The organism is Pseudoalteromonas sp. 68 DY56-GL68, assembly GCF_041414825.1.
In the GTDB taxonomy this organism is placed as follows: domain Bacteria; phylum Pseudomonadota; class Gammaproteobacteria; order Enterobacterales; family Alteromonadaceae; genus Pseudoalteromonas.
This window is the reverse complement of the sequence record NZ_JAOCZL010000020.1, coordinates 396,847-413,926: the sequence shown is the minus strand read 5'-3', so window position 1 is coordinate 413,926 and position 17,080 is coordinate 396,847. Positions and strand designations below refer to the sequence as shown.

Here is a 17,080-nt window from a genome sequence, read left to right as displayed (position 1 = left end):
CTTATTCTGGCTTATATCCGTTGGTATTTATTAATTACTAGGTACTTAAAATTCCATGACTGCTTTTACGAATCATCAGATAGTGCTCACTGCGATCGGTGAAGATAGACCGGGTATCGTTAGCGAACTAACTCAACTAGTGAGTGATTGTCATTGCAATATAATCGACAGTCGAATTGCTATTTTAGGCAACGAATTTACCTTCATCATGTTATTAGCTGGTGACATGTCGGCAATTAGCCGAATTGAACATACATTGCCAACTAAAGGGATGGAGCTAGGCTTATTAACCATGATGAAACGCACAGCAAGCCATGTGGCAAGTGAGTTTTGTGCAGGTTACACACTCGAATACACAGGTATCGACACGCCAGGAACTCTCAGTAAAGTGACACGCTTTTTTGCTGATAACAATATCAGTATTTGCTCATTAAAATCAGATACATTTGATGACGATGAAGATGTGAAAATGCGTTGTGAACTAGAGTTTAATATTCCAGTAGAAGTTGATATTGATAAATTTAAAGTTAGTTTTGAAGATCTTTCTCGTAGTTTGAACGTAGACTATATTTTCAGACGCATTCGCTAAGGAGCTAAGCATGAACAAAATTAATCCTCTTCAAGCAGGTGATACAGCCCCAGCTTTTAGTTTACAAAACCAAAATGATGAAACAATCACACTCGCTGAGCTATTAAAAGAGCAGCAAGTGCTTGTTTACTTCTATCCAAAGGCATCCACTCCAGGGTGCACAGTACAAGCTGAAAACTTACGTGATGAAAAAGCTGAGCTTGCTAAATTAAATACACGTGTTGTTGGTATTAGCCCTGATCCAATCAAACGTTTAAAGAACTTTGAAACCAAAAAAGAGCTTAACTTTGATTTATTAGCCGACGAAGATCATGCTATTGCTGATGCATTTGGTATTTGGGGTTACAAAAAGTTTATGGGTAAAGAGTACGAAGGTATTCACCGTATTAGTTTCCTTGTAGGCCAAGACGGTAAAATCAAACACGTATTTGATAAGTTTAAAACTAAAGACCACCATCAAGTCGTGCTTGATTATTTAGCTCAAAGCTAATAATTGAACTGAGTATAAAATATAAAAGCGTTGCCATTGTGCAACGCTTTTTTGTTCTACAGAGTAATAAACTAACTAATTCCCAAATACTTATGTACTTGCACTGACAGGCGCCAGTTTTTAGCGATACAGGTCTCAATAGCCAGTTTGGTTGCTGAGGTTTTTTGGCTAATTGGTTGCAGGTACACTAAACGTGGGTTCACACCTGTTTTTAAGAATAAGTCTTCAAGTTCTTCAACGTGCTTTTGCATCGCAACTGGGTGTTTAATTTCGTCAGCACGTTGCATGGCGCTGCGAAGTACTTTGTAACCGCCGCGCATATTAATTTTTGGTGATACAGTAACCCATGTTTGTTCTGGTGCTAGCACTTCAAACGTACCGCTGGTTTCAATTTGAGTCGAATAACCATTTGCGTGTAATAATTCACACACTGGATTTAAGTCGTACATGCAAGGCTCACCACCGGTGATCACCACATGTTTTGCGTTGTAGCCACGTTCTTTAAATAGCGCTAACACTTGCTCAGCCGTTGCTTCTGCCCAATGATCTGAGTCGGCTTTTTTCTCAACCGTGTCATCTAAGGACACTTTATATACATTATCAACATCCCATGTTTGCTTTGTATCACACCAAGCGCAACCCACTGGGCAGCCTTGTAAACGTAAAAAGATTGAAGGTGTACCTGTAAAACTTGCTTCACCTTGAATTGTTTCAAACACTTCGTTAATTTTGTACAAAAGACATCTCACTTACGACGCAACGGTATAAAATACATACCATCAAAAAACCAAAAACACGCGCAAAAATTGTTATTTAGGCCCGAGCCGTGTAGTATATCGCGCCCTGAAGTAAACCTCTATCAAAAGTAAGAGCAAAACAGATATGACGCAAAAAGTAGTTGTGATTTATTCCGGCGGTATGGACTCATTTACCGTATTAAATAAAGCCCTGCAACAAGGCCATGAAGTATATGCCCTGTCGTTCGACTACGGCCAGCGTCATGTTAAAGAGCTTAAAGTAGCTGCTCAAGTGTGTGAAAACTTAGGCGTTTCTCACAAGATTGTTGATATTTCAGCTATTAACCAGTTAATTGGTGGCTCATCTTTAACTGATGATATCGAAGTACCAGAAGGTCACTACGAAGAAGAAAGCATGAAGAGCACAATTGTGCCTAACCGTAATATGATCTTACTTTCACTTGCAGTGGGTTATGCGGTGTCTTTAAAAGCAAGCAAAGTCTATTACGGCGCGCATTCAGGTGACCATGCAATTTATCCAGACTGTCGCCCAGAGTTCGTACAAAAAATGGATGATGTTTGCCGTATTGCCAACTATGACGCTGTGGAAATTTTCAGCCCGTATTTAAATAATACCAAAATCGATATTTTGACAGACGGTTTAAAAATGGGTCTTGATTATAGCCAAACATGGACATGTTATAACGGCCGTGACAAAGCTTGTGGCAAATGTGGTGCTTGCCAAGAGCGTTTAGAGGCTTTTGCATTAAATAACGTTACCGACCCTATCGAATACGAGTAATCTTATTTTGGATGGGACAGATTAAGTTTAAAAGGCGAGTTTAACTCGCCTTTTTTGATTGTGTTTGTTGAATCAAATTTAACAGCTCTGCAGTGGCAGTTGCATCAGCTAATGCTCTATGGTGGTTAGTTAAATTCAGTTCAAAATGAGCCGCTAAGTTACCGAGCGAATAAGACTTAAGCTTTGGAAATGCTCTTCGTGATTCAACCACAGTACATAGCTTGGGCATTTTAAAGCCTTGCCCAAGTGCAGCGTATTCTTTACGAATAAAGCCATAGTCAAAATTCACGTTATGAGCAACAAATACACTGCCTTTTAATAGTGAGCGTAGTGTATCGGCTATCTCTTCAAAGCGTGGGGCATCACGGACCATGACAGCATTGATACCGGTAAGTTTAGTAATAAACGGTGGAATGCTTCGCTCAGGGTTAATTAAGCTTGCCCATTGATTTATCACCTCGCCAGTTTGCACTTGCACAACGGCTATTTCCGTAATTTTGTTATTACCTTGAACACCACCTGTGGTTTCTATATCAACCACGCTGTAAATGCGATTAGGGTCATTAAACCAATTTACCGCAACGATGTTCACAGTAAAGCCATGCTGTTTTAACACATCAATACTGACAAGTTGGTTGCGTCTTAGTTTGTCGCCTGGGGCCTTTACTTCTTCGAATGTGAGCTTGTGCTCTTTGAGCACCATTAAATCTGGGTAACCATCTTTTAGCTGCTTAAAGGTTTTTGTCATTTGCAAAATATGTGACTTTAAATTTTGTAAATCACTGTATTTTATAAGTAACTTTAATGGTTCTAAAACATCACTGTGCCATTGAAATAAACCTGTCGGTGTATCGTAAAACTGCCCTGCCGCTTTACACACATGCTTAAACCAAGCATCACTTGATGTTAAAAATGCTAACTTTTTTTCTATTTGTTTTTGCTGTGAGTCGTAAAAGTTATCAGCAAGAAGCACTTTGGGATAAATATCAAATTCGTTGCATGGTGGGTACGGCGTATCAATAAAAAGCTCTTGCCAAAATGTCAGTGTAAATAAGCTCAACCAAAGGTTATTTTCGCTAAAAAAGACAGTGCATTCCTGTTGCTGATAATGCTCACACACCCCTTGCTCTACGTCACCACGATAAATGTCATCAATGTTTAATTGATGCTCTGTATCAACGAGCATTTGCGTTAAACGCGAGCGTTGTTGTTTATTGTATTTGCGTTGTAAGAAATCCTCTGCAAAATACAAAATGCCATCATCAAGTGGATCGTGAATTATTTGCTCAAGCTTTTGCTCAACCCACTCTTTATCCCCCTCTTTATAGCGCTGGCGAATTGCTAGCTCTTGCGCTTCACTACTGCCTTCACAGTGTTCGAGTAACTCACATGCAAACGCTAAATCATGCTCCTTCAACTGCTTATATAAGCGAATAAGTAATTTGTTTTTGATACTCTGGGCTAATTCATCTTCACAGCTAATGGCTAAAAGTGCTTGGGCTAAATTTTGATACTGCGCTGCTGACTCGCTTTGCTTAAACTGCATGCGCAATTGATTTAATTGATAATGTGTTTGTGCTTCGGTCAAGGTTTGAAAACGCGACAGCGTTTTGCTGACATCACCACGTACTTTGGCTATCCCTAAATCACGCATCACAAAGCGATTTTGGTGGTTTATATCACCACCACTCAAGCGACCACTATATAAAAACTCAAAGTACTCGTAATACTGGCTTCGGCTATTCATCACAAATTGACTGAAAAGCGTTTCTAACAGGTTACTTGTACGATCGATGTGATCTTTACATAGTTGAATTAATGCCCCTTTGCTTGCTGACTTTTTAAAAACAACAGTAGATGACATTAGCTCATCATTCGCTAAAAGGCTCACCAACTCCAGCTTAGTTAAATGTTCAAGTACTAAGTCTAAATTTTCACTTGTGGGGTGTGCCACCAGCCCTTGCTGCTTAAGCTTAAAAATAGCACCATGAAGATTGGGGATCTCTTCATAATTAAGTGAGGATATTGCGACAAGTTTGGGCTTACGCGAGTAAATACGCAATAAGGTACACAAGCTTTGCTCATCAAGTTGAATTAACCTTGATAGAAATAACTGCTGCTCAGCCGTTAACAGGCGTGTGCACTGAGTTTGGATAAACTCTGCAAGTTCAAAAAAGTGACTTAAATAGTATTTTGCTGGTAATTGTTTCTGCATAGCTAGCACCACAACTGTATATAAACACAGTATCAGGTATTAGCTTGCTAATTTCAATGTTTGATTACTTAACTTTTAATATGCCTACAACCGCACAGATTGCACCACCTACCATACCTAACCACGCTTCAATCGGTGTATCACCACTTAGCGTACGACTTACTTGCGCGCTGGCAGAGTCATACACGTTATATCCCCACACAGCCAGTGCAACACCAATGACGATAAGTGCAATACCAATTATTTTACCCATAGTTTTTATTCCTTATTGTTGTTCATAATCAGTGTTGCACATAAACACGGAGGCTGCAAAATTTCACTTTAATATCAAACTAAAGGTAATTGTTTGCTCACTTTGCTCAACCAATAGTTCTGCATCAATAGCTTTCGTTAATGCATTTGCTATCGATAACCCCAGCCCAAAGTTATCATTTGACGTTCGCGCGGTGTCTTTTTGCCAAAGTGGGTCAAATAACTGGCTCATTTCCTCCTTACTTAAAGCGGTTAAGAGCGTATTCCTAACAGTTAAAATGATTGAGCTCCCTGCTCTTTTAGTTTTAATCAACACATATGTGCCTTCAGGGCTATATTGCTTAGCATTATTCACCAAGTTGGTAATAATAGACTCAAGCGCAAATATATTACTGACTATGGCCGGCAGGGTTTTATCGAGTTCAAATTCGAGTCTCGATGTATCACCGTTTTCCAACACTCGCCTAGTCACCTGATTTAAATCACACGCCTCATTTTTTGGCAAAACCTGATCACTGTATTTATGCAGTAGTAACAAGTTAGAAACAATGCTTTTTAGACGCTGGCTAATGTTTAGCACTTCCGGCTTAAAGTCTTCATTGAGTTGTTGTTCTTTGGGAAAACGAATGGCTACTTCTGCCATATTAATTAGCTCTGCAATGGGGGTTTTAAGTTCATGGGCGATATCTGACGTTAAACGTTTCTCACGAAAATAAAGCTGCCTGTTTTCTTGTATGAACGCATTTAGACTCTCAACGATCGGCTGCAACTCTTTTACAGGCTCTTTAATTACAATTTGAGCACTTTTATCGGCAATACTAAGTAGGCTTATCTCTTTGTTGAGTTGATTTAATGGCGCAAGCGATGAATCAACTGACTTACGGACAAAAAGTCGAATAAATACAATGACGGTGACGGTCGTGACAACAAAAATAATATCAATGAGCCAAAGAATAAAGTCCACTTCTTCTGATGAGGCTGCGTACGCTAGGGTAAGAGGCATTTGAACAGCAGACTTATTACTTTCGTAGTTACCCGCTCTAACATGCGATTCAGCCTGAGGAAAAAAGCGAGTATAAATGATTCTACCGTCACGGCCATCGGGCAGTTTAGCAGCAACAATTTTCGATTCGCCAACGTCTAAACTCTGCAATGTAAGGGTCTTTACTTTAAATAAATTAAGGCTTTTAGAGCGCGTAAATACGCCTGCTTCTGTCCAGATTTGAAAATATTCAGGTTCAACCTTACCATCAAACTCTGGCATAAATTCACTTGAAAAGTTAAACGCCAGTCCTTGCTCATCTTCATGTACCAACGTCATTAACATCCCTGCTTTTGACTGCAAGCCGCGATTAAATTCGTTATCAATCCAGCTATCAACAGCAATATCGGTGGCTAATAAAATACTTAAAACAAGCCCAGTAATAGCAATTGATAAAGTGACAACCAGCTTACTTCGAATTGATTTCATCACTTACCTTGTACTATGTAGCCAAAGCCACGCTTAGTTTGAATGGGAAGTTCTCCACCAGCCGCTCTTACTTTTTTACGGGCAGATGATAAATGTGCTTCGATTGAATTCTTTGATACTAAATCGTATTGACCTGCAATGTAACTACTCAGTTTTTCTGCTGTGATGACTTTATTTTGATTACTAAACAAGCACTCAACTATTTTATACTCGTTAGGTGTTAAGTCGATTACTGTATCGCCCACTTGTAATAATTTAAGCTGCAAGTTAAGCGCCAAACTATTAATATAAATCACATCACTTTTTGCTTTCAAATTTCCACGACGCGTTAAGTTTAATAACCGTGCATGTAATTCATCAAACGAAAAAGGCTTTGTTAAGTAATCATCAGCGCCTGTGAGCAGCCCTCTAACTCTATCTTCTGGCTCTTGTTTAGCCGATAAAATAAGTACTCGCACATCAAGCTGCTTTGCTCTGATGGTTTGCAGTAAAGTAATGCCATCAATACTCGGTAGCATTAAATCAAGAACTATCAGTTCATACTCTCCTGACATAGCCATACTTAACCCTTCGGCTCCATCTCCTGTTTCATCAATGGTAAAACCTAAGTTTTCAAGACCTATTCGTAAACTGCGTCGCAAAGACGCCGAATCTTCAATGAGTAATAGCTTCATAGCTCTCTCTTATAAAACATTCTAAGCGCAGCTTACGCTGTAAAACTTAAGATTTGCTTAAGGTTTACTGAATTTTAGCTAACCCAGTAAACATTAAGTTTTTCATAAGTATTTCTTAAGCTTTGCTTCCTAGTATTGCGATACTTTTCGATTAAGTAAGTACAACTATGCAAGCAATCACATCCGTTCTAAAACCACTATTACGTTTTACGCTACTGATTATGTCAGTTTTTATATTGTCTAGAATGGGCTTGCTATTATGGCAACAACAAAGGTTAGCAAATGGCGATAGCCTTGCCGTTTTATTGGGCGGCTTAAGAGTCGACTTAAGCAGCGTAGGCTACTTGTCAGCCTTGGCTGTTTTAATGTTACTCGCTGATGTGCTTGTGCGCAGCAAAACCGCTTTATTTCGCCGTGCGTTTACTCTTTATAGCAGCATAGTCGTGACTTTAATCGTGGTTGTTGAGGCTTCGACCCCCGCGTTTATTACCCAGTACGATGTACGACCAAATCGTTTATTTGTCGAATATCTCGATTACCCTCAAGAAGTCTTTTCTATGCTATTACATGGCCACCTATTTGCCATGATAAGCACCTTAATTATTGCAACGCTTAGTTGTGTGTTTGCGTATCGTTATGTAAATGCAGCATTTAGCAAACAGCAAAATGCTAAAACGGTTAGCCAAGTGGTGATACTCGTTACTACTTTATTAGTTTGCTTAATTAGCGCAAGAGGCACTGTAAGCCATCGCCCTTTAAACCCTGCATTAGTGTACTTTTCAAGTGACTCACTGGTTAACTCTTTGGCTCTAAATTCAACTTACAGTGTTGCATTTGCAATTAAAAATATGGGCAATGAAAAAAATGCCAGTAGTTTGTACGGCACCATGCCACGTAATGAGATTTTACAAACGGTAAAGCAAGCAGCCTATAAAAATCAGTTTGTAACGCAGAGTATTCCTACTCTAGCCAACAACACACCTTTTAATACAGGCAAACACAAGAATTTAGTGATCATTTTAGAAGAAAGCTTAGGCGCACGCTTTGTTGGTGAACTAGGTGGTATTGGTGTAACTCCTGAGCTTGATAAGCTTTATCAGCAAGGCTGGGGGTTTGATAACTTATACGCAACGGGCACACGCTCTGTACGCGGCATCGAGGCCGTAACAACCGGATTTCCTCCTTCGCCTTCACGATCTGTAGTAAAGCTCTCTAAGTCACAGCACAACTTTTTCTCACTCGCTGATGTATTAAGCCGCACAGGCTATACCACCCAGTTTATTTACGGTGGTGAAAGTCATTTTGATAACATGAAAAGCTTTTTCTTAGGGAATGGCTTTAGCGATATTGTAGATATTAGTGACATGCAAAGCCCAGAGTTTATCTCATCTTGGGGCGCAAGCGACGAAGACTTGTTTAATCAAGCTGATAAAGAGCTAAGTGAGCTAAATAAATCAGGCAAACCATTTTTCAGCCTTGTGTTTACCTCAAGTAACCACGACCCATTCGATATTCCAGAGGGTAAAGTAACACTCCCTGAAGGCCACGACCCAGAAAACGTCAAGCGCGATCTCGCAATCAAATATGCTGACTATGCACTAGGAAAATTCATCGCGAAGGCAAAAACGCAAGATTACTGGCAAGACACCGTCTTTTTAGTGGTTGCCGATCATGATGTACGCGTGTTTGGTTCAGAGCCTGTGCCGCTTAAATCTTTCCACATCCCTGCTGTGATCCTAAATAGTGATATGGATGCAAAGCGCGATACTCGCTTAGTCAGCCAAATTGATTTACCTGTTACTTTGTTGTCGTTATTAGGCGTTGAGCAAGCAACCCCTATGCTTGGTTATGATTTAACGAAACACTACCCTGTTGAGCGCGCCATGATGCAGTACTACGACAACTTTGCTTACGTAGAAAATGGTGAAGCCGTAATACTCATGCCAAATCAAAAAGTGAGTTATTGGCGCTATGACCCTGCAAGTAAAACCCAAGTTGCCATTGATAAAGATGGCAGCAGCGTTGAGCTTGCAAAAAAAGCCTTAGCGCACGTCTTATTTAGCAATTTAGCTTATACCGAACAGTTGTATCGCTTACCAAATAAATCGTAGCGATGAGGAATGATTATGAGCATGCAAATTAAACAACTCCTTACTAAAAAATGGCACGTTAGCTACAGCCAATTTGTCTGGCTGGTGTCGTTGTACTTGGTTATTGTATTTAATGGTCTGTTTTTATTTAATGTATTTGAAGCTGCAAGCAAACCTGAACATGTCGATTGGTTATTTATAGCAAGCGTACCGTTTTTCTTATTAGCACTGGCGGCAATGGTATTAAGTTGGTTATCGTTAATCACCTTTGTAAAACCCGTGCTTTTAACAAGTATCGTGGTTTCATCGTTGTTGTTTTATGCAACCTTAAATTACGGTGTTATCTTTGATAAAAGCATGCTGCAAAATATCTTAGAAACAAATTCAGGCGAAGCATTTTCATATCTTAATGTACAAGTTATCGCTTTTATTTGTGTGTTAGGTGTACTGCCTGCTTACTTGTTTTCTCGCTTTAAAATTGTCGGAAACTTTCGTGTGCGCCTTAAAAGCTTTGCGTTTCTTAACGTTACAGCATTTATTGCTGTAGCTGTTATTGCCGTCCCATTTTATAAAGATTACGCCTCTGTAGGGCGTAATAATCGTCAATTAACCAGCTACATTACCCCCTTTGCATTTTATACTGCGGGCTATAAGTACCTGCGCGATAATTATTTTTATCCACCTTTACCATTTAAAGTCTTAGATAAAACACCGCACCTATTAGCTAAGCAACAAAGTTCACTGACGATTATGGTGGTAGGCGAAACAGCACGCGCAGCAAACTTTTCACTGCAAGGTTACGACAAGCCGACTAATCAATATACCCCTAAACTTGGCGTTAAATATTTCAGTGATGTTAGTTCATGTGGCACCGCAACGGCCATTTCTGTACCTTGTATGTTCTCGCGCTTAGATCGCAATCACTATGATTCGCGCATCGCGCAAAGCCAAGAAAATGCCCTAGATATCATTCAACGAAGTGGTGTAGAAGTAAAGTGGATTGATAACAATAGCAGCTGTAAAGGGGTTTGTGTGCGGGTAAACTCACAAACGGTAGAACCAACAAAGAGTAACCCACTTTGTGACGGACGCTATTGTTTTGATGAAGTACTGGTTGAAGAATTAGCCGCAAAGCTTGCTAAAAGTCATGCGAAGCACCAACTAGTGATGCTACATATGATTGGTTCACATGGGCCAACCTACTATCGCCGCTATCCAGAAAAAGACAGTAAATTTTTGCCTGATTGCCCACGTAGCGATATCCAAAACTGTAGCAGTGAGCAACTCACCAACACCTATGATAATACCATTGCTTATACCGACCTAGTGTTGAGTAAACTTATTAATTTACTGCAAAACAGTCAGGCGGATGACAAAGCTCTGCTGTATGTTTCTGATCACGGTGAATCACTAGGTGAAAAAGGCTTGTACTTACATGGCTTCCCGTATGCATTAGCGCCTAAAGAGCAAACCCAAGTGCCTATGCTGTTTTGGAGTAATAAACTAGCCGATACCCGCTTTAATCAATGTATAGAACAGCAGCGTAACCAGGCTTTTTCGCACGATAACATTTTTGACACCTTACTTGGCTTAACCCATGTACAAAGCACTGAATATCAACCAGAGCAAGATATCTTTAATGCTTGCTCAACACAAAGCTAACGAAATAGAGATTTCATACTATGCAATTTGATAGCACTAACAAACCCATTGGCATTAAACGTATTCGCCTCGCATTTAAAAACTCCCAACGAGCATTCACGTGGTTAGCAAAGCATGAGTCTGCTTTTAAGCAAGAGCTAATACTGTTGGTCCTAGCCATCGCAGTGGTTTTTGTCTGGCAGATTAGCCTGTATGAGAAAATTATGCTGCTTGTATCTGTGCTATTTGTGATGTTTGCTGAAGTAGTCAATACGGCAATTGAAGCCGCCATAGACCGAATAGGCCTTGAAATTCATCCATTATCAGGCCTAGCTAAAGACTTAGGCTCCGCAGCCGTGCTGATTGCTCTAACGATTTGTGCGTTGGTATGGGGCGGCGTGTTTGTTAATAACCTAAGCTAACTTGCTTTTTTATCATCAGGGGTGTCATTACAAAGTGCACAGTGGCGCCCTTTTGATGAATGATATAAACGGGTTGCGATAAAAATGGCCGTAGCAATAAAAGACCAAAGTAGCGCAAAACCCAATGCACTTAAGGGCTCATGGCCTTTCAAGATTTCTACCATAAATAATAAAATAGCTACCAGCGTAAAAACTTTAGTGGCTCTGAGTATCCAAAATTTTGCACCCATAACTTACTCCTTTAGAAGAGACTCCTTTGAAAGGATAAGTATAGTTCAAAATAAGAAAAAAAACTTACAAACTTAAAGCAGACTCGGACAATATTTGTACGTTATTTTTAAATACTTCTAAAAGCCCAGGCGGTGACTGTTCAGTACCAAGCACAGTCACATGACAAACATAACGATAACCATTGTTAGTAAAGGTATAAAAATGATTGCCCCCACTGCCATCAAAACTTAATGTGCCCCCTGTGATCACAAGGCTTGGCTCATCTTGCATAGATTGATCAATTTCCCATGCAGCATAACGGTACTGATTATCCGCAAGCTCATCGATACGAATTAGATGTTTTTTTGTTTGCCACGTTAATATCGGCTTTGTAAATTCACGAAGGCTTTTGTGTAAAGCTTGTTTTTGCTCGTCAATCAGTGCTTCGCGTCGTGCTTTTTCTGCCTCTGATTCATAAGGCACAGCCCAAATAGAGCCATCGAAGTCTAACCATAATTTGCCTGAATCGAACATAATACCGCGCCAACCCATCATTTCCCAATCATGGCGAATATTTGAGCTAGCTATTTGTTCAATAAATTCTTTATCAAAAATTTGCTCAAAGTTTTCTATAAACATTTGCTCATTTTCAATTGCTTGCAGCGGCGCTTTACGCTGCAGAGGATAATGCACTCGCTTGGCAATTAAGGCTTTATCACCTGCCTTAAACGCCGCAACCACAGGTTTGACAATATTTATGTGCTTTGTTGCGGCAAAAGCTGAAATCGAGAAAATACCGCTAAAAAATAATACCAGTAAATATTTAATTACTTTCACTTTAATACCTATTTAATAGACTTAGTGAAGCGTAACAAATATATGTGTAATGCGCATATCTTTAGCTGTTTAAATTTTTGAAAATATTGAGCTCTAAAGCTCGATATAAACACGCTATTTTCTATCAGAGATGGTTATGTACTTACTTCATAATTTGCGCTGAACCACACGTCATTAGTTTCATATAAATAACGCGACGTAAAGTCGCGACTACAGTTTATCAAACTGCTTTTATATCTATATTTAAGGTTAAATTTACTCACGGTTTTAAGGTAAAGCCTACGGACTAATGAGCACTTACCGAAGCTCGTGAATTAGATAAAAGCGAGCAGTGAATTAACACCACCCGCTTGCTTATCGAAGGTTTTTATTGGCTTTAACTCGCCATTGAATTGTCGAGGTAATCTTCTAGAAGATCAGCGTATTCCTGCTCAATAACTCCTAACTCGATAAAGCACTGATCTTTAATTTTTAGCCACTCGCTTGAATGTTGCCTGTGTCTGGCATAGTCAATCATGCTTTCTGCACATTTTAAAATAGCGAAGGCCATTCGCTGGTGGTCATTATCACTTAGCTGTAAAAAGTGGCTATTATGATGGTTTAAAATAACGTTACATAACGGCTTAGGTAAGTGCCACGATGTGGCAATAAAATAACCTATAACAGCATGGTCGCACTGATAACGAGCTTGCTCAAGATCGGTTATTACTTGCTCTTTTGCATGATTTGCGTGTTGTAATACGTCAATATAGTCACGGTATTTTAGGGCCATTGCTGCAATGCCAACATTGTGGAAAAGGCCTAACGAGTAGAGCTCATCAACTGGCATCAGCGACTTGTAACTATGTCCAAGCCATACACAAGCGTTTGCCACTTCAACAGACTCATCCCAGAATCGCTCTAAACTGATGCAGGCATCACCAACAAAGTTGTTCTTAAGTAATGCGAGTGTAACTAAGCGATTTAGTTGCTCTAAACCCAAAAACATAGCCGCTTGTTTTATATCACTGATCGTTCTTTGTAAGCCAAAAAAAGGGCTGTTGATGGTTTTTAATAATAAAGCAGAGAGGCTAATATCTTTAGAGATCATGCTGGCAATTCTATCTAAGCAAGCATCGTCTAACTCCATTTCAGTTGCAATTTCATCGAGTAGTTCAGGCTTAGGTGGTATATGAAAGCCACGTTTTAACGATGTTAAACGCTGCTCATCTAACGTAATCATTTATCTAAAATCCCTCAAACAAGCAAATAGCTCGTTACTTAATTTGGCAACAGAATAAGCCAGTTTATTTAAAAGGGTGTTATTTAAGATCAATAAGATTAAAGAAGGAAATGAGTTGTCATAAAATGAAACAGCTCGTCGCTGTTTAAAGCTAGAATCGCGAAGAAGCTCTGATAACCATAAAACTAAAGGTGCACAAATGCACCTTTAGTTGCAACTCGATATAAGCCTATCCCAAGCAATCAATTAAAAGTTATAGCTGAAGCTCAGTGATGCATTACGTGGCGCACCATAGCGGTAAAGGTCATAGTAGCCTGCTGTCATGTAGTTATAGTATTTCTTATCGAATAGATTATTAACATTTAACTGTAAATCCATTGATTCATTAATATTATAACGTGCCATCAAGTTTACAATTGTATAAGCATCTTGCTCTACATTACGTGTTGTGCCTTGCGCATATGACTTGCTTTGCCAGTTAAGACCACCACCGACTGTAAGCGCTGGTAATTGTTTTACAAATTGGTAGGTCGTAAATAACTTAAATTGCTTACGTGGTGAATCTGTATTTACTTTGTTGTTATTGGCATCCTCAGCTTTAAACTGTGAGTAGCCGGCTGAGATATTCCAACCATCCACAGGCTCTCCCATCACTTCAAACTCAAAGCCGCTACTTTGTGTTCCTTCAGCGCCATAATATGCTGACATTTGTTCAGCGGTTGGCACAAAGTTGGGGTCTTCTGCTGCTAAGTTATCTTGTTGAATATCAAAAATAGCCAAAGATGTTTGCAAACGCTCATCAAAATAAGCACTCTTTAAGCCAATTTCACTTGCTTTACCATCAACAGGGTCTAAATACTCCCCGTTCGCATCTAAACTATTTTGCGGACGAAAAATTTCTGTATAGCTGGCATACATGCGGTGCTGATCATTTAAATCAAAGAGTGCGCCAAAGTAAGGCACAAAAACCCCTGAATCACCGTAATCTTGTTGATCGCCATAATAGTAGCGCTCTCGCTCCCATGACGAAACACGCCCACCAGCAATCACTTTAAACGCATCAGTTAACGAAACTCGTGTAGCTGCGTAAAAGCCTTTTTGTACTGTGTCGTTATCATCTTGTAGTGTCACTTCTTCAGTCCAATTAGGTTCTGCAATATCATCCCCTTGGAAATCAAAAAAGTTATCAATAGGAACCGCATCCCATGCGCTACCACCAATGATAGGATCGGGATCGCGAGTACTTGTTTCACCAGTTTGCTTAGAGTAAAGCGCACCCACCACAAAGTCATGACTCTGTTCAAACAAAGTGTATTGACCTTTAAGCTGCACATCAACACTGTCTTGCTCTGTTGAGCCAAACGCAAAATAACGTTGCCCTGTTAAGCCTGCCCCTGTTTCTTTATCTAATGCACCAGAAACATAAAATAAGCGGCTTTCTTTATCATATTTTGAGTGATTATAATTTGCTGTTAACTGCCAACCATTTGAAAATAAATGCTCAACGGTTGCAAAATAGTTTTTGTGCGTTGTTTCCCAGCGAGTCCAATCAAGGGCCGTAGTTTTAGAGTCATCCCACTCAGCTGCTGTGCCGTCTGTATAGTATGCAGGTAAAGCCCCCCACACAGGACCATGCGGATCACTGTTCTGGTAACTCGCCCCTACACGAAGGGTAGTATCAGGTGTTAGGTCAGTCTCTAATACACCGTAGAAGATATTTTTATTCTCTTCGTATAAGTCGATATATGATTCACTATCAACCACTTTTGCAACCACTCGACCGCGCACTGTACCGCTATCATTTAAGCCATTCGCGATATCAAGGGTTAACTCTTTTTTATTCCAACTTCCTATTGAAGCATCAACGTAACCAGTTAAGTCGGTGTTACGCGCGCGTTTGCGAACAAGATTAATTGATGCAGATGGGTCGCCCGCACCTGTAAGTAGACCCGTTGCGCCTCGTACAAACTCTACTCGTTCATAAATTGCAACATCCGCTGACGTTTCACCAGAATCCCCTGCCAAACTCCACGATAAAGGCACACCATCAATTTGATAGTTAGACACATTAAACCCGCGTGATTGCATGGTGTTACGAATGTTATCCATTTTTGAAGATGACAAACCAACCGTATTATCGACTGCGTCAATAATCGTGTCTAAATCTTGATCTCTGATACGCTCAGCAGTAAAGACCGTTACAGACTGTGGAGTCTCACGAATAGATAAACCAAGGCCTGTCGCTGTATCGATATTTTCGTTAACAATGTACTTACCATTTACAGTAATTTTTTCTATGAGGTCTGTTTCTTTTTTATTAGTTTGTTCTGCTGCAAAAGCACTGTTTGACAGAAGCGCTAAGCTCACCGCTGTGGCTGTAGGAAGTAGAGAAAAATTCATAATAACCCTTGTTATTGAAATAGCGCAAAGATGTTATCACGAACAATTCCCATTTGCATTACATTTAATGTTAATATAGTATAATTCACACTAAATAATAACTACCGCCCCCTAATGCTAATTTTAAAAGCTGATTCTATTGATTCGAAAATTTAGTTTAGCGGTAAGAGAAATAACGACTTCAGTTTCTACTACTTGCAATAAACCCTATTCCAAGACCTAACCCTTAACGCAAAGAAACAGACTTTCTAAGATATGAAATACCTGATTTTTGAAATGGCTCGCTGGACTTCCCAGCTTTCACTAGATAGTTTCTAACTCAGAAAAATACGTTTCCTCAAATTTAGCCTTTGGCATCAACCCAAAGGAAGCGAAGCGCCAACATTCAAACGCCAGATAAAAGAAAACAAGCTCCCACTGGCTTTGCTTTCATTTATAGTTGGACGCTAATTATTTACCCGCGAATAAATGATTCTCAATTGCACTCTTTACTTTATAAAAAAAAGGTAAAAGTATCAGATTAATTAATAGAAAGATCCCAAAAGCATAGTCTGTACTAAAATCTGAACCATATTTATATGCAGCAGATAATGCCCCCGCAACATAACTACCAAAAAGATATAGACTGAAATTGGAGACATTTTTCTTCAGATAAATAAATGGTTTAAGTTTAAAATAAGAAGTAACACCTAATAAACACAATACGCATGCAACCAATAGGCTTCCTTTTAAAAATGCAGCCAATGGGAACTCAATAAGAATCATAAATAAATATAGTTGCTTATTACTTTCCTTCACTTACCTTTTCTCCACATAGTTATCAACGATAGGCACTGTTGTTGAATAAATACCAGTAAGATTATCAAAATTATTTATTACCTCGCTAAGTGGTCTATATACATAAGATGCACCATGAGACAACGACCCTTTATAGTCAATTTTTCCTTTAAATTTTGAAGGGCCCTATGATTGAACCTTCAATTACAAATTGCACAGAATGTTAAGCTTACATTCATCAACTTTAGAGA

The 17,080-nt window shown here is 39.4% G+C and carries 16 protein-coding genes; 6 read left to right on the top strand and 10 right to left on the bottom strand.

Going from position 1 to position 17,080, the window contains the following annotated elements; genetic code table 11:
* The first annotated feature begins 55 nt into the window (after positions 1-55).
* Both NYF15_RS13760 and bcp read left to right on the top strand, forming a co-directional pair.
* A complete protein-coding gene (locus NYF15_RS13760) occupies positions 56-589 on the top strand; it encodes a glycine cleavage system protein R (protein WP_130150643.1) in 534 nt (177 codons plus the stop codon).
* 10 nt (positions 590-599) lie between these two features.
* Positions 600-1,079 (top strand): thioredoxin-dependent thiol peroxidase, encoded by a 480-nt coding sequence (gene bcp / locus NYF15_RS13755; protein ID WP_130150642.1) that lies wholly within the window; start codon positions 600-602, stop codon positions 1,077-1,079.
* A gap of 71 nt (positions 1,080-1,150) precedes the next feature.
* Here the strand turns inward: bcp and queE are convergent, their stop codons facing one another.
* Positions 1,151-1,816, bottom strand: coding sequence for a 7-carboxy-7-deazaguanine synthase QueE (queE, locus tag NYF15_RS13750; RefSeq protein ID WP_371353846.1), 666 nt, complete (start codon positions 1,814-1,816; stop codon positions 1,151-1,153).
* 121 nt (positions 1,817-1,937) lie between these two features.
* Here queE and queC point away from each other — a divergent pair, with 121 nt between their 5' ends.
* Entirely contained in the window at positions 1,938-2,618 is a 681-nt protein-coding gene (gene queC, locus NYF15_RS13745; RefSeq protein ID WP_228074481.1) for a 7-cyano-7-deazaguanine synthase QueC, read from the top strand.
* Between the two features lie 40 nt (positions 2,619-2,658).
* Here the strand turns inward: queC and NYF15_RS13740 are convergent, their stop codons facing one another.
* From NYF15_RS13740 to NYF15_RS13725, 4 genes are all read right to left on the bottom strand, one after another.
* On the bottom strand, positions 2,659-4,833 hold the full coding sequence (locus NYF15_RS13740; RefSeq protein WP_371353845.1) for an exonuclease domain-containing protein: 2,175 nt from the start codon (positions 4,831-4,833) through the stop codon (positions 2,659-2,661).
* 64 nt (positions 4,834-4,897) lie between these two features.
* Positions 4,898-5,086 (bottom strand): DUF3185 family protein, encoded by a 189-nt coding sequence (locus NYF15_RS13735; RefSeq protein WP_062569921.1) that lies wholly within the window; start codon positions 5,084-5,086, stop codon positions 4,898-4,900.
* A gap of 63 nt (positions 5,087-5,149) precedes the next feature.
* Complete coding sequence (locus NYF15_RS13730) at positions 5,150-6,556, bottom strand: sensor histidine kinase (protein WP_371353844.1); 1,407 nt, start codon at positions 6,554-6,556, stop codon at positions 5,150-5,152.
* Positions 6,556-7,230, bottom strand: a complete 675-nt coding sequence (locus NYF15_RS13725; RefSeq protein ID WP_130150638.1) for a response regulator transcription factor — start codon at positions 7,228-7,230, stop codon at positions 6,556-6,558. Before NYF15_RS13725 ends, NYF15_RS13730 begins: the two co-directional genes overlap by 1 nt.
* A gap of 167 nt (positions 7,231-7,397) precedes the next feature.
* On the opposite strand from NYF15_RS13725, the gene NYF15_RS13720 reads away from it, so the two are divergent.
* From NYF15_RS13720 to NYF15_RS13710, 3 genes are read left to right on the top strand one after another with little or no spacing between them, the layout of a single operon-like run.
* Entirely contained in the window at positions 7,398-9,341 is a 1,944-nt protein-coding gene (locus tag NYF15_RS13720; RefSeq protein ID WP_371353843.1) for an LTA synthase family protein, read from the top strand.
* 15 nt (positions 9,342-9,356) lie between these two features.
* The gene (locus NYF15_RS13715) at positions 9,357-10,982 is read left to right on the top strand and encodes a phosphoethanolamine transferase (RefSeq protein WP_371353842.1); all 1,626 of its coding nucleotides are present in this window, start codon (positions 9,357-9,359) and stop codon (positions 10,980-10,982) included.
* Between the two features lie 20 nt (positions 10,983-11,002).
* Positions 11,003-11,383: a diacylglycerol kinase gene (locus NYF15_RS13710; RefSeq protein WP_058586251.1), complete on the top strand. Its 381-nt coding sequence runs from the start codon at positions 11,003-11,005 to the stop codon at positions 11,381-11,383.
* On the opposite strand, the gene NYF15_RS13705 is transcribed toward NYF15_RS13710, so the two are convergent.
* The 5 genes from NYF15_RS13705 to NYF15_RS13685 all read right to left on the bottom strand — a co-directional run bounded on the left by NYF15_RS13705 (position 11,380) and on the right by NYF15_RS13685 (position 16,850).
* Positions 11,380-11,613: a hypothetical protein gene (locus NYF15_RS13705; protein ID WP_237118244.1), complete on the bottom strand. Its 234-nt coding sequence runs from the start codon at positions 11,611-11,613 to the stop codon at positions 11,380-11,382. The genes NYF15_RS13710 and NYF15_RS13705 overlap by 4 nt on opposite strands.
* A 64-nt stretch (positions 11,614-11,677) precedes the next feature.
* The gene (locus NYF15_RS13700; RefSeq protein WP_371353841.1) at positions 11,678-12,430 is read right to left on the bottom strand and encodes a hypothetical protein; all 753 of its coding nucleotides are present in this window, start codon (positions 12,428-12,430) and stop codon (positions 11,678-11,680) included.
* A 376-nt stretch (positions 12,431-12,806) separates the two neighbouring features.
* Complete coding sequence (locus NYF15_RS13695) at positions 12,807-13,652, bottom strand: HDOD domain-containing protein (protein ID WP_130150630.1); 846 nt, start codon at positions 13,650-13,652, stop codon at positions 12,807-12,809.
* Positions 13,653-13,898: 246 nt separating this feature from the next.
* A complete protein-coding gene (locus tag NYF15_RS13690) occupies positions 13,899-16,052 on the bottom strand; it encodes a TonB-dependent siderophore receptor (RefSeq protein WP_371353840.1) in 2,154 nt (717 codons plus the stop codon).
* 450 nt (positions 16,053-16,502) lie between these two features.
* The gene (locus tag NYF15_RS13685) at positions 16,503-16,850 is read right to left on the bottom strand and encodes a hypothetical protein (protein WP_371353839.1); all 348 of its coding nucleotides are present in this window, start codon (positions 16,848-16,850) and stop codon (positions 16,503-16,505) included.
* Between the last annotated feature and the right edge of the window lie 230 nt (positions 16,851-17,080).